The sequence below is a fragment of the Streptomyces sp. NPDC001902 genome (assembly GCF_042891295.1).
Taxonomy (GTDB): Bacteria; Actinomycetota; Actinomycetes; order Streptomycetales; family Streptomycetaceae; genus Actinacidiphila.
This window is the reverse complement of record NZ_JBIATA010000001.1, coordinates 1-13,174: the sequence shown is the minus strand read 5'-3', so window position 1 is coordinate 13,174 and position 13,174 is coordinate 1. Positions and strand designations below refer to the sequence as shown.

Below are 13,174 nucleotides of genomic sequence, written 5' to 3'. Positions count from 1 at the left end.
GGGGGGCGCACCCCCGGGCCCGGCCTGCGTCGTGCGGTGGGCCCTCAGGAGCCGATCTTTCCCAGCATGTCGACGATGCGCCCCTGGACGTCCGTGCTGGTCGACCGCTCCGCGAGGAAGAGGACCGTCTCGCCGGACGCCAGCCGCGGCAGCTCCGCCGGGTCGATGTCGACCGCGGTGTAGACGACCATCGGCGTGCGTTCCAGCCTGCCGTTCGCCCGCAGCCAGTCGATGATGCCCTGGCGCCTGCGGCGGATGAGCATCAGGTCCATCACCACGAGGTTGGGGTGCATCTGCGCGGCGAGCGTCATCGCGTCCGCCTCCGACTGGGCGTGCGCGACGTGCATCCCGCGCCGTTCCAGCGTGGCGGTGAACGCCTGGGCGATCGGCGTGTGGGCCTCGATCAGCAGCACCCGCGGCGGATGCTGCTCGCTGTCGCGCGGGGCCAGCGCCTTGAGCAGCACGGCGGGATCGGCTCCGTACGCGGCCTCGCGGGTGGCCTGGCCGAGGCCGGCCGTGACGAGGACGGGCACCTCGGCCTGCGCCGCAGCCTGGCGCAGCGACTGCAGCGCCGTACGGGTGATCGGCCCGGTCAGCGGGTCCACGAAGAGCGCGGCGGGCGGATCGGAGACCTGGGCGTCGACCTCCTCGCGCGAGCGGACGATGACCGGGCGGTAGCCGCGGTCCGTGAGCGCCTGGCGGGTGGAGACGTCCGGCTCCGGCCAGACCAGCAGCCGGCGCGGCTCGTCCAGCACGGCCCCGGGCTCGGGGCCGGTCTCCTCCGTGACGTCGACGGCGCCGTTGGGGCCGTCGAGCGGCTCGGGACCCTCGGTGGCCTCCGTGGGAGCGCCTATGGCGTACGCCCGGCCGGGGGTCTCCGTGCCGTTCACGGCCGCGGGTGCCACGGCCTTGGGTGCATCGGGTTCCGCGGGGGTGGCGAGCTTGCGCCGGCGCCCGGAGCCGCTCGACGGCTGGGCGACCTGCTCGTTGATCTGCTGGGCGAAGGCGACGCCCTGGCCGAGGGTGCGCACGCTGATGGCCCGGCCCTGCGTACCGCCGTCGCTCGGCATGGACGACGGCTGGGGCTGCGCCGGTGCGGGTGCCGCTGCCTGCGGCGGGACCATGGGCTGCGGCTGCGGCGGCACCACGGGCTGTGGCTCCGGAGAGCGCTGCGTCTGCTCGGGGATCATCGGCGGCTCGACGGCCGGCGGTTCTGGCAGCGGCGTCGGGGTGGGCGGGGGAAGCCGCCGCGGGTCGACGATCGCCGACGGGCGCGGGGTGCTCTCCACAATGCCGCGCGGGCGCCGGGCCGAGCCCTGGGCCTCCGGCCACTCGGTCGCCGGGGTGGCGGGGACCGAAGGGGCGGCCGGCAGCGCCGGGAGCTCCGGCGTCGCCCGGGCCTCCGCGGTGGGGGCCCGTCGCGCACGGCGGCCGTTGCCCGGCGCGTCCTGCTCTGGCGCGGGGGCCGCCGGCAGCGCGGGCACCAGGCCCGGCTGCGGTTCCTGCGGGGCGCCACGGCGGGCCCGCCGGCCGGTGGGCTGCTCCTGCGCCGGGGCGGGTGCCGGGGGGAGGGCGGCTTGCGGCTGGGGCTGCGGTTGCGGCGGGACCTGCTGCTCCTCGGGACGCCGCAGGGCACGGCGCCGCCCCGTGGGGGTCGGCGCGTCGGTGGTCGGCGCTGCGGGCAGCGCGAGCGCGGCACCGGGGGTCGCCACCGGCGCTGCGGGCCTGGGCGGCTGCGGCGCCGAGGACGGCGCCTGCGCCAGCGCGGCCGGGGCGGTACCGCGCACCGGCTCGGCCGGCACCGGCATGACGGTCGTCTCCGACTCCCGCCGGGGCTCCTTGACCGCCGTCTTCGCGCCGCCCTTGCCGACCGGCACCTCCATTACGTACGCGCTGCCCTGCCCGGGCACCTCGTGCGTCTGGAGCACGCCGCCGTGCTTCTCGACGATGCCCCGCGCGATGGGCAGGTGCACCGGGTTGTCGCCGGCGTGCGGGCCGCGCACCTCGATGCGGACGGAGTCGCCGCGCTGCGCCGCCGCCACCACGATCGTGGAGTCGACGCCGCCGACCACGACCGGCATGTTGCCGGCCGCGTCGACGCCCGCCACGTCCGCGATCAGGTGGGACAGCGCCTGGGACATCCGCTCGGCGTCCACGGTCGCCTCGATCGGCGGCGCGTGCACCGCGTACTGCGCCCGCCCGGGACCGATCAGCTCGACCGCCGCCTCGACGCCGGACGCCACGACCTTGTCCATCGAGGTCGTCTCGCGCTGCAGCTTCTCCTCGCCCCGGTCGAGCCGCTGGAAGGAGAGCACGCTGTCGATGAGCGTGGTGATCCGCGCGTAGCCCGCGGTGAGGTGGTGCAGGATCTGGTTGGCCTCCGGCCACAGCTGCCCGGCCGGGTCGTTGGCGAGCCCGGCCAGCTCGGCCCGCAGTTCGTCCAGCGGTCCGCGCAGGGCGTCGCCGAGCAGCGACTGCAGTTGCGCGTTGCGGGCGGCGAGCGCGTCGAAGCGCGTGCGGTCGGTGAAGGTCATCACCGCGCCGACCAGCTGGTCGCCCTCCCGCACCGGCGCCGTGATCAGGTCGACCGGAACCGAGCGCCCGTCCTTGCGCCACAGCACCTGGCCGCGGACCCGGTGCTTCAGCCCGGAGCGCAGCGTCTCGGAGAGCGGCGTCTCCTCGGCCGGCAGCGGGCTGCCGTCCGGACGGGAGTGGTGCACCAGCGGGTGCAGCTCCTGCCCGCCGAGGTCGGTGGCCCGGAAGCCCAGGATCTGCGCGGCCGAGGGGTTGACCAGGACGATCTTGCCGTCGGTGTCGACGCCGACCACGCCCTCGCTGGCGGCGCGCAGGATCATCTCGGTCTGGCGCTGCTGGCGGGCGAGTTCGGCCTCGGTGTCCAGCGTCCCGGTCAGGTCGCGGACGACCAGCATCAGCAGCTCGTCGCCGGTGTAGCTGTACGTCTCGGCGAAAGGTGTGCGGGCGTCGTCGAGGTTCGCGCTCGTGACCTCCACCGGAATTTCACTGCCGTCGGTCCGCCGGGCGACCATCCGGGTCGGCTTGGTGCGGCCCTCGTCGTCGTCGGGGCGGCGCATCGAACCGGGGATGCGACGCGCGTCGAACGCCGGCAGGAGGTCGAGCAGCCCGCGGCCCACGAGGGCGGTGCCCGGCGACTCGAAGGTCTCCAGGGCGATGGAATTGGCGTTGACGACGGTCCCGTTGGCGTTCACCAGCAGCAGCGCGTCGGGGAGCGCGTCGAGTATTGCCGCGAGGCGAGCAGCGCCTCGGGATGGCCTGCTGCTCACGAGACGCGTCCTCCCTGAAAACCGCACTTGCTGCCGCGCCACCACCCGCGAAGGGGGCATCCACCGGTGGTGGCCATCTTGCCGCCGACCGGGGGGCATGTCACTAGAGCGAGTGTACGGGCAGAGGTTGGCGGCGAGGCTCCGGATGCCCATGTCCCGTACGCGTGAGTAGTGTTCGTGGTCGAGCCGTGCCGATGTGGTGTCGGTCACCTCCGCAGGTCACGCCCCAGGGCCACCGGACTCGTCGTGGACGGCGGGTGCGGGCAGCACCGGGGCCATCCGCCGCCAGCGGGCCGTCTCGCAGCCGTTGCTGCGGTCGTAGCGGGCGTCCACGGGCCGGCCGCGCCAGCTGCCCCGCACCGTCGCCCGCTGCGGGCCGCCGTAGATCATCGTGCACATCGTGCCCTCGGGCTCGGGCCCCACCGGCCCGCCCAGCCGCTCCAGGAGCGCGCACGCCTCCCTCGCGTCCGGGTGCGTCCCGCCCGCGGGGTCGCAGTGCAGGTCGTACTCGGACAGGTGCCCGCCCCCGTCGTCCACGGTCACCCGCAGCACGTCGGACGACTCCCCCGCCCCCGGAGGGCAGGCCAGGGCCGGTGCGGCCACCGTCAGCGGCAGGCCGAGCGCGAGCGCGGCGGTCATGGGTCCACGAGGCAATCGCATGCTCCGTCCCTACCTCCCCGGCACCGTCCGCGCCCGTCAATCCACCCGATCGTGGGCGCGCCGCCCCGGCGCCCACCGCAACGCCTTTGCCCTGGCCGTGCACGGCCGAGTAATCTGGTCAGCGATTGGTCCCAGCCCGGTGGGCTGTGCCATCATCTGCACACACCCGCTCGCGCGGGTACGTGAGGAGGCGTCGCCTAGTCCGGTCTATGGCGCCGCACTGCTAATGCGGTTTGGGCTTTACCGTCCATCGAGGGTTCAAATCCCTCCGCCTCCGCCACACAGAAGCCCCGGCCACCCGGCCGGGGCTTCTGCCGTTCCCGGCACCCCTTCTGGACCCCGCATTCGGCGTTTCGGCAGGTCAGAGGGGGTGCGGCTAATGGATTTCACCTCACGGCGCAGGTCATGTAATGTTGTTCCCGCAACGCCGACCGGCAAGAAAACGCCGGGAAGCACAAGCACTCGTAGCTCAACGGATAGAGCATCTGACTACGGATCAGAAGGTTGCAGGTTCGAATCCTGCCGAGTGCACAGCAGGCGAGAGGCCCCCGGGATCACCCGGGGGCCTCTCGCGTTGGGGGGTCGTTGCGGCGGCTAGGGTGTGCGCAGTCAGGACCGAGTACACACAAGGAGGGGTGGTCACGATGGCGGACATCGAGGCGGCCAAGAAGGCGTTCACGCGATTCGATGTCGACGGGGACGGGCTCATCACGGCGAGCGAGTACAAGAGCGTGATGGCGCAGCTCGGGGACTTCAACGTGACCGAGACCGTGGCGCAGAGCGTCATCAGGGCCGTCGACGCCAACGGCGACGGCAAGATCTCGTGGGACGAGTTCTGGGCGGCCCAGCAGGCCTGACGCCGGGCGCCGGGGGTTCAGGTCTCCTCGAGGAGGAGCTGGGGGACCTCGGTCGCGCCGCAGAGCCGCAGGGTGCGCGCGTGCAGTCGTGGGCAGCGGATGGTGACGCGGTCGGCGGGGCCGAGGGACGCCACGTGGCGGATCAGGACGGATGCGCAGCGGGCGTCGAGGAAGGCCACCCGGCTGAGGTCGACCCGGTACGGCGGGCCGGCGGGCGCCGCGAAGGCGTGACGGACGGCCAGTTCGAAGTCGTTGCGGGTGGCGAGGTCCGCGTCGCCGCGCAGGGCGAGGGTGTCGCCGGAGCGCTCCGCGCGCAGTGATCCGTGGCGGGGGCGTACGCAGACCGGGTGGGCCGCCCGGACCCGGTCGAGGAGCGAGGCGGCGAAGCGCCGCTGGTCGTACTCGCAGATGGTGGTGAGGCCGAGGCCCGCGAGGATCGGGGTCATGGCGGTCTCGTGGCCGAGCAGGCGGTCGCGGTCGAGGTGGGGGCCGAGGGCCCAGGACATGTCGCCGGCGACGCGGAGGCCGGAGAAGCCGTGGCAGTGGGCGGTGTTCGTCAGGGCGGTCCAGGCGGCGGCGCCGTCGTAGCCGGGAACCTCGGGGGTGATGACGAGGGCGCTGTGGCGGACCGCGTCGGCGGCGCGGACCCCGTGGGCGCCGAGGCGGGTGACGGCCTCGGCCGGGGGCGTACCGGGATCGGTGAAGAGCAGGACGCGTTCGCCGCGGGCGAGCCCGATCGCGGTGAAGGCGGCGCGGATCTCCCAGCGGTCGTCCTCGTCCTGGAAGCCGAGGCAGGCGTGGTCGCCGGACGCCATGCGGTCGACCGGGACAGTACGAGGCACGGTGCCGCTGTCCATGGGGCCGAACATACGCCCGGTCCCGTGGAGCGGCCGGGCGCTGAACGCCTTTGAGCGGAGGGTTCCGTTCCTGTCGGTGGACTGTCCCGGATTGCCTGCGGGCGGACCTTCAGTGACCGGTGGGCATCAGCGCCGCGGCCAGCCGGCGCCACTGCTCGCGCGGCAGTCCGGACCGGTCCTCGCCCGAGGCCAGTACCTGGACGGCGACGTGGTCGGCGCCCGCGTCGAGGAAGGCGTCGATCCGCTGCCGGACCCGCTCCTCGTCGCCCCAGCCGAAGAGCGCGTCGACCAGGCGGTCGCTGCCCCCGTCGGCGAGGTCGTCCTCGGTGAACCCCAGGCGCAGCCAGTTGTTGGTGTAGTTGGGGAGCGTCAGGTAGAACGCCAGCATCTCCCGGGCCGTCTCGCGGGCCCGTGCCGGGTCGGTCTCCAGGACGACCGTGAACTCCGGTGCCAGCAGCGGCCCCTCGCCCAGCGTGGCCCGCGCCTGCGCGGTGTGCTCGACGGTGACCAGGTAGGGGTGGGCGCCCGCCGAGCGGTCGCGCGCGAGGTCCAGCATCCGCGGGCCGAGCGCGGCGAGCACCCGGTTCCCGGCCGGGGCCCCGGCGGCGTCCAGTTCGTCGAGGTAGCGGGTCATCGCGGCGTACGGGTGCTTGTACTGCTCGGCGAGGCGGGCGTGGCTGACGCCCAGCCCGAGCAGGAAGCGCCCGGGGTGGGCGGCCTCGAGGCCCGCCTGGCGGGCGGCGGTGTCCTCGGCCCCGTACTGCCAGATGCTGAGGATGCCGGTCGCGACGGTGATGGAGGAGGTGGCCTCGATCAGCGGTACCGCGTGCTCGACGCCGCTGCTGCCGCCGAGCCACAGGGCCCCGTAGCCCAGTTCCTCCAGTTCGGCGGCGGTCTCGGCGAGTTCGGCCGCGCGGGCCGGATCGGGGTCGCGCAGCCCGGCGTTCCACAGGCCGTAGCGCCCGATCGCCGGCGTCCGGCTGTCGCTCATGGGTCTTCTCCCGCCGTGAAGTCCGTTTGAAGTTCGACGTCCTTCGTACCAAAACGGGGTCCGCGGCCCGCGCATTCCCGGCCCGGCGGCGCGTCAGGGCCTTCGCGACAGGGGATTCTCAGGGAAATCACAGGCAGCGGAAAGGGGGTTCTCAGCGGCGGTTCACAGGATGCGGGCATGACCGCGTCTCCTTCCCCCGCCGCCGACCTCACGCGTCCCGACGGCGCGCCTGTCCGGGTGCTCGTCGTCGACGACGAGAACGCCCTCGCCGACCTGCTCTCCATGGCCCTGCGCTACGAGGGCTGGGACGTCCACACCGAAGGCACCGGCTCCGACGCGCTGCGCGCCGCGCGCGAGGTGCGACCGGACGCCGTGGTCCTCGACGTCATGCTGCCCGACATGGACGGCCTGGAGGTCCTGGCCCGGCTGCGCCGCGAACTGCCCGACGTGCCGGTGCTGTTCCTCACCGCCAAGGACGCCGTCGAGGACCGCATCGCGGGTCTCACCGCGGGCGGTGACGACTACGTCACCAAGCCGTTCAGCCTGGAGGAGGTCGTGGCCCGGCTGCGCGGGCTGCTCCGCCGGGCCGGGGCCGCCGCCGCCCGCCAGGAGTCGCTGCTGGTCGTGGGTGACCTCGTGCTCGACGAGGACAGCCACGAGGTCAGCCGCGGGGGCCAGGGCATCCACCTCACGGCCACCGAGTTCGAGCTGCTGCGGTACCTGATGCGCAATCCGCGCCGGGTGCTGAGCAAGGCGCAGATCCTCGACCGCGTCTGGTCCTACGACTTCGGGGGCCAGGCCAACGTCGTCGAGCTCTACATCTCCTACCTGCGCAAGAAGATCGACGTGGGCCGCCCCCCGATGATCCACACCCGGCGCGGCGCCGGCTACCTGATCAAGCCGGGCGAAGCGGCGTGAGCCGGGCCCGCCGGCGCGCGTCCCTGCGGACCCGGCTGGTGGTCTCCTCGGTCGCGCTGATCGCGGTCGTGTGCGCGGTCATCGGTACGGTCACCACGCTCGCCCTGCAGTCCTTCCTCTTCACACAACTGGACAAGCAGGTAGTGGCGGTCGCCGGCCGGGCCCGGCTGGACCCGGGGTACGACGGCAAGCATCCGGTCGGGCCGCCGGTCCCCGGCACCGGGTCCCTGCGCTTCATCACCGGGCCCGGCATCGCCCCCGGGACCGTGGGCGCCCGGCTCGACGCGACCGGCGCGGTGACCGCCGCCGGCGTGAGCGCGCAGCCCAGCGGCACCCAGTCCCGGCTGCAGGCCCGGCCGCTCACCGCTCCGCAGCGCGAGGCGTTCGCGGCCGTCCCCCTGGACGGCCTGCCGCACACGCTCGACGTCCCGGGACTGGGGGGCTTCCGCGTGCAGTCGGCCACCGACGGCAGCGGTGGGTGGCTGCTGGTGGGACTGCCGACGACGGCCGTCCGCGACACCATCGGCACCCTCGTGGTCGTCGAGGCCTGCGTCACCGCCGCGGGGCTGGCCGCCGCCGGGATGGCCGGCTTCGTCATGATCCGGCTCAGCCTCCACCCGCTGCGCCGGGTCGCCGCCACCGCCACCCGGGTCTCCGAACTCACCCTCCACCGTGGCGAGGTCGCCCTCCACGACCGCGTGCCGGACGCCGACACCGATCCGCGCACCGAGGTCGGCCAGGTCGGCGCCGCGCTCAACCGCATGCTCGACCACGTCGGCAACGCCCTGCACGCCCGCCAGGAGAGCGAGACCCGGGTCCGCCGTTTCGTCGCCGACGCCAGCCACGAACTGCGCACCCCGCTGGCCTCCATCCGCGGGTACGCCGAGCTGACCCGGCGCGGCCGGGAGACGATCGGCCCGGACACCCGGCACGCGCTCGGCCGGATCGAGTCGGAGGCGAGCCGGATGACCACCCTGGTGGAGGACCTGCTGCTGCTCGCGCGGCTGGACGCCGGGCGTCCGCTCGGCCTCACCGGGACGGACATGTCCCCGCTGGTCGTCGACGCCGTCAGCGACGCCCGCGCGGCCGGGAACGACCACCGCTGGCTGCTGAGCCTCCCGGACGAACCCGCCGTCGTGCACGGCGACCCGGAGCGCCTGCACCAGGTGCTGACCAACCTGCTCGCCAACGCCCGCACCCACACCCCGCCCGGCAGCACCGTCGTCGCGCGCGTCGTGCCGCGCGGCCGGGAGGTGCTGGTCGAGGTCGAGGACGACGGTCCCGGCATCCCGTCCGCCCTGTTGCCGCACGTCTTCGAGCGCTTCGCGCGCGGTGACGCCTCCCGCTCCCGGGCGGCGGGCAGCACGGGCCTGGGACTCGCCATCGTCCAGGCCGTGGTGGCCGCACACCGCGGCGCGGTGTCCATCGACAGCGTGCCCGGCCGTACCGTCTTCCGCGTCCACCTGCCCGCCGCGCACTCACAGCTGCCGCTCAGCGCCGCCACAACGTCATGACAGCGGGCCGGACCAAGGTCGTCGCCATGCGAACCCAACAGCTCCCACCGACCGGCCGGCCGGCCCGGGGCCCGGAGGCCCTCCCCGCCCGTGAGCACCTGGCCGTCGCGCAGACCGAACCGGTGCTCGACGTCGTGATCCCCGTGCACAACGAGGAGAAGGACCTCGAAGGCTGCGTTCGCCGGCTCCACACGCACCTGCGGCGCACCTTCCCCTACCCGTTCCGGATCACCGTGGCCGACAACGCCAGCACCGACCGCACGCCGCTGATCGCCACGGCCCTGGAGGCCGAGCTCCCCGAGGTCACCGCCTTCCGGCTGGAGTGCAAGGGCCGCGGCCACGCCCTGCGCGCGGTGTGGTCGGCCTCCGGGGCGCCGGTGCTGGCGTACATGGACGCCGACCTCTCCACCGACCTCAACGCGCTGCTGCCGCTGGTCGCCCCGCTGATCTCCGGCCACTCCGACCTGGCGGTCGGCTCCCGGCTGGCCCGCAGCTCGCGCGTCGTGCGGGGCGCAAAGCGGGAGTTCATCTCCCGCTCCTACAACGTCCTGCTGCGGACCTCGCTGGCCGCCCGCTTCTCCGACGCGCAGTGCGGCTTCAAGGCCATCCGCAAGGACGTCGCGGAGCGGCTGCTGCCCCTGGTGGAGGACACCGGCTGGTTCTTCGACACCGAGATGCTCGTGCTGGCCGAACGGGCCGGGCTGCGCATCCACGAGGTGCCGGTCGACTGGGTCGACGACCCCGACTCGAGCGTGGACGTCGTCAGGACCGCCACCGACGACCTCAAGGGCGTGTGGCGGGTGGGCAGGGCGCTGGCCACGGGCGCCCTCCCGCTCGACCGGCTGCGCCGGCCCTTCGGCGACGACCCGCGCGACCGCGGTCTCGCCGACGTGCCGGCCGGGCTCGCCCGGCAGTTGGTCGGCTTCTGCGTCGTCGGCGGGCTGAGCACGGTCGCGTACCTGCTGCTGTACACGCTCTTCCGCACCCTTTGCGGCGCCCAGGCCGCCAACGCCCTCGCCCTGCTGCTCTCGGCGGTGGGCAACACGGCCGCCAACCGGCGGCTGACCTTCGGTGTACGCGGCCGCGACAAGGCCGTGCGGCACCAGGCGCAGGGGCTGGTCGTCTTCGGCATCGGCCTGGCGCTCACCAGCGGATCGCTGGCCGCGCTGCACGTCGCCGACACCACGCCCGCGCACGGCACCGAACTCGCCGTGCTCGTCGCGGCCAACCTCGCCGCGACGGTGCTGCGTTTCCTGCTCTTCCGCACCTGGGTCTTCCCCGGCCGGACGGGCGGCACCCCGCCCGTACCGGTCGCGGATCCCACCCGGGACTTGGCCGTCCCCCTGCCGACCGCGCGTCCCGATGCGCACGACCCGAGGAGCGACCGATGACCACGTCGCGCAGCGACGAGGCCCGGGACCGGGCCGTGCCGGCTCAGCGCCCCCTCCCCCTCCCCCTCCCCCTCCCCCTCCCCCCGCCCCCGGCCCACGCACCCGCGGTCGTGAGCCGTACGCCGGTCCCGGTGGACGCCCCGCCGCCCGGCGCCGACGGGCGCAGCCCCGTCCCGGCGGGTGCCCCGGCGCCGGTGGCGCCCCCGGTGCACCATGCGCCGCAGGGCGGCACCGGCCGCCCCCGCGGGACCGCCGTTCGCCTGTGGCGCGGACGGCCGCAGGACCCGCGCTGGGCGCGGCCCGCCCTGCTGGCGCTGCTCGCCTTCACGACCGTGCTCTACCTGTGGGACCTGAGCAGTTCGGGCTACGCCAACAGCTTCTACTCGGCGGCCGCGCAGGCGGGTGGCGAGAGCTGGAAGGCGTTCTTCTTCGGCTCGTCCGACGCGGCGAACTCGATCACCGTCGACAAGCCCCCGGCCGCGTTGTGGCCGATGGCGCTGTCCGTGCGGCTGTTCGGCCTGGGGTCCTGGGCGATCCTGGTGCCCGAGGCGCTGATGGGGGTCGCCGCGGTCGGCGTCCTCCACGCCGCCGTGCGCCGCCGCTCCGGGCCGGCCGCCGGCCTGATCGCCGGACTGGCCCTGGCGCTCACCCCGGTCGCGGCGCTGATGTTCCGCTTCGACAACCCCGACGCGCTGTTGTGCCTGCTGATGGTGACGGCGGTGTACTGCGTCCTGCGCGCGCTGGAGGACGCCCGTACGAAGTGGCTGGTGCTCGCCGGCGTCGCGTTCGGCCTCGGCTTCCTCACCAAGACGCTGCAGGCCTGGCTGATCCTGCCGCCGCTGGCACTGGTGTACGCCGTCTGCGCCCCGGCGACGGTGAAGCGGCGCTTCGCGCAGCTCGGTCTCGCCGGTCTGGTGACCGTCGTGTCAGGCGGCTGGTGGGTCGCGATCGTCGAGCTGTGGCCCGCGTCCTCCCGCCCCTACATCGGTGGTTCGCAGGACAACAGCTTCCTGTCGCTGACCTTCGGCTACAACGGTCTGGGCCGGATCACCGGCGACGAGACCGGTTCGGTCGGGGGCGGCGGCGGCCCGAACGGCGGCGGACGGTGGGGTGAGACCGGCTGGGGCCGGCTGTTCGGCTCGGACATGGGCGGTCAGATCGCCTGGCTGCTGCCCGCGGCCCTCGTGCTGCTGGTCGCCGGACTCTGGCTGACCCGGCGCGCCCCGCGCACGGACACCGGCCGCTCGGCCATCCTCGCCTGGGGCGGTGCGCTGGTCTTCACCTTCCTGACCTTCAGCTTCATGTCCGGGATATTCCACCAGTACTACAACATCGCCCTGGCGCCCTACATCGCGGCGCTGACCGGAATGGGCGCGGTGATGCTGTGGGAGCGGCGTGCCCACCCCGCGGCCGCGGCGGTCCTCGCGGGCACGGTCGTGCTCACGGCGGTCTGGTCGTACGTCCTGCTGGGGCGCTCCGCCGACTGGTACCCCTGGGTGCGGTACGCCGTGCTGGTCACCGGGATCGCGGCGGGCGGGCTGCTGCTCGGGGCCCGGCTGCTCCGGCGGCTCGCGCCGCTCGCGGCCGCGGCCGGCCTGGCGGCGGCCCTCGGCGGGCCGCTGGCGTACACCGTGCAGACCGTCGGGACGGCGCACACCGGCTCCATCGTGACCGCGGGCCCGGCGGTGCAGGGCGCCGGCATGGGCGGCGGCCCCGGCGGCATGCGCGGTGGCTTCCCGGGCGGCAACGGACGGCAGGGCCAGGGCGGGCAGGGCTTCACGGGAGGCGGCCCCGGCGGTACGGGCGGCTTCCCCGGGGGCATGCCCGGCGGCAACGGGCAGCAGGGTCAGGGCGGGCAGGGTCAGGGCGGGCAGGGCTTCCCCGGCAACGGTACGGGTGGCGGTACGGGCGGCGAGAACCGCCGCGGCGGAGCGGCGGGGGGCCTCGGCGGACTGCTGGGCGGCTCACAGGTGGCCGACGCCACCAAGGAGGCGCTGCTGGAGGGCGCCGACGCGTACACCTGGGTGGCCGCCGCCATCGGCTCCCAGAACGCCGCGGGTTACCAGCTGGCCACCGGCAAGCCGGTGATGGCGGTCGGCGGCTTCAACGGCAGCGATCCGTCCCCGACGCTGGAGCGGTTCCAGGAGTACGTGGCCGCCGGGAAGATCCACTACTTCATCGCCTCCGGCGGCATGGGCCGGGGCGGCGGCAGCGGCACCTCCTCGCAGATCAGCTCGTGGGTGGAGGAGAACTTCGGCTCCACCACCCTGGGCGGAACGACCGTCTACGACCTGACCGATCCGAGCTGAACCCAGGTCGCGGGACGCGGAAGGGGGCGGCGGCCACCGGGCCGCCGCCCCCTTCCGGCATCCGGTACCCCAGGGCCGGGTCCTAGGCCGTGTCGTCAATGCCCGCCTGCTCGGCGGCGTCTGGTACGGCACTCCCCCAGCCTTCGGCCGGGGGTGCCCCCACGCTGCGTTGTCGAATCGTCCGAGTAACCGACTACGAGGACGACTCTCCGCCTTGCGATGCACCGCACCTGGGGGCACCTCCCAGCGGTAGCTGGGGGAGCTCATTTGACGACACGGCCTAGGTTCTGTTTCTTGGATCATGTGCGGAGCCAGATCATCAGGGCTGCGACGGTGACGGTTCCGAGGTAGGTGTAGGCGCGTTTGTCGTAGCGG

9 protein-coding genes and 2 tRNA genes are annotated in these 13,174 nt (G+C 74.2%); 7 read left to right on the top strand and 4 right to left on the bottom strand.

Annotated elements, in window-relative coordinates; translation table 11 throughout:
- Positions 1 to 44: 44 nt before the first annotated feature.
- Both ACFYYN_RS00055 and ACFYYN_RS00050 read right to left on the bottom strand, forming a co-directional pair.
- A complete protein-coding gene (locus tag ACFYYN_RS00055) occupies positions 45 to 3,302 on the bottom strand; it encodes a hybrid sensor histidine kinase/response regulator (RefSeq protein WP_500544121.1) in 3,258 nt (1,085 codons plus the stop codon).
- Positions 3,303 to 3,521: 219 nt separating this feature from the next.
- Positions 3,522 to 3,941 (bottom strand): SSI family serine proteinase inhibitor, encoded by a 420-nt coding sequence (locus tag ACFYYN_RS00050; protein ID WP_500544120.1) that lies wholly within the window; start codon positions 3,939 to 3,941, stop codon positions 3,522 to 3,524.
- A 207-nt stretch (positions 3,942 to 4,148) separates the two neighbouring features.
- Between ACFYYN_RS00050 and ACFYYN_RS00045 the strand changes: the two genes are divergently transcribed.
- From ACFYYN_RS00045 to ACFYYN_RS00035, 3 genes are all read left to right on the top strand, one after another.
- Positions 4,149 to 4,242, top strand: a tRNA-Ser gene (locus ACFYYN_RS00045).
- Positions 4,243 to 4,420: 178 nt separating this feature from the next.
- Positions 4,421 to 4,493, top strand: a tRNA-Arg gene (locus ACFYYN_RS00040).
- Between the two features lie 113 nt (positions 4,494 to 4,606).
- The gene (locus tag ACFYYN_RS00035) at positions 4,607 to 4,819 is read left to right on the top strand and encodes an EF-hand domain-containing protein (protein WP_500332270.1); all 213 of its coding nucleotides are present in this window, start codon (positions 4,607 to 4,609) and stop codon (positions 4,817 to 4,819) included.
- Between the two features lie 17 nt (positions 4,820 to 4,836).
- On the opposite strand, the gene ACFYYN_RS00030 is transcribed toward ACFYYN_RS00035, so the two are convergent.
- Both ACFYYN_RS00030 and ACFYYN_RS00025 read right to left on the bottom strand, forming a co-directional pair.
- A complete protein-coding gene (locus ACFYYN_RS00030) occupies positions 4,837 to 5,676 on the bottom strand; it encodes an MEDS domain-containing protein (protein WP_500544119.1) in 840 nt (279 codons plus the stop codon).
- A gap of 109 nt (positions 5,677 to 5,785) precedes the next feature.
- On the bottom strand, positions 5,786 to 6,667 hold the full coding sequence (locus tag ACFYYN_RS00025; RefSeq protein ID WP_500544118.1) for an LLM class F420-dependent oxidoreductase: 882 nt from the start codon (positions 6,665 to 6,667) through the stop codon (positions 5,786 to 5,788).
- A 177-nt stretch (positions 6,668 to 6,844) separates the two neighbouring features.
- On the opposite strand from ACFYYN_RS00025, the gene ACFYYN_RS00020 reads away from it, so the two are divergent.
- From ACFYYN_RS00020 to ACFYYN_RS00005, 4 genes are read left to right on the top strand one after another with little or no spacing between them, the layout of a single operon-like run.
- Positions 6,845 to 7,585 (top strand): response regulator transcription factor, encoded by a 741-nt coding sequence (locus ACFYYN_RS00020; protein WP_500544117.1) that lies wholly within the window; start codon positions 6,845 to 6,847, stop codon positions 7,583 to 7,585.
- The gene (locus ACFYYN_RS00015; RefSeq protein ID WP_500544116.1) at positions 7,582 to 9,099 is read left to right on the top strand and encodes a sensor histidine kinase; all 1,518 of its coding nucleotides are present in this window, start codon (positions 7,582 to 7,584) and stop codon (positions 9,097 to 9,099) included. Before ACFYYN_RS00020 ends, ACFYYN_RS00015 begins: the two co-directional genes overlap by 4 nt.
- Before the next feature lie 26 nt (positions 9,100 to 9,125).
- The gene (locus tag ACFYYN_RS00010; RefSeq protein ID WP_500544115.1) at positions 9,126 to 10,490 is read left to right on the top strand and encodes a bifunctional glycosyltransferase family 2/GtrA family protein; all 1,365 of its coding nucleotides are present in this window, start codon (positions 9,126 to 9,128) and stop codon (positions 10,488 to 10,490) included.
- Positions 10,487 to 12,799 carry an ArnT family glycosyltransferase gene (locus ACFYYN_RS00005; RefSeq protein WP_500544114.1) on the top strand — a complete coding sequence of 771 codons (2,313 nt, stop codon included), beginning with the start codon at positions 10,487 to 10,489 and terminating at the stop codon, positions 12,797 to 12,799. Before ACFYYN_RS00010 ends, ACFYYN_RS00005 begins: the two co-directional genes overlap by 4 nt.
- The last annotated feature ends 375 nt before the right edge of the window (positions 12,800 to 13,174 follow it).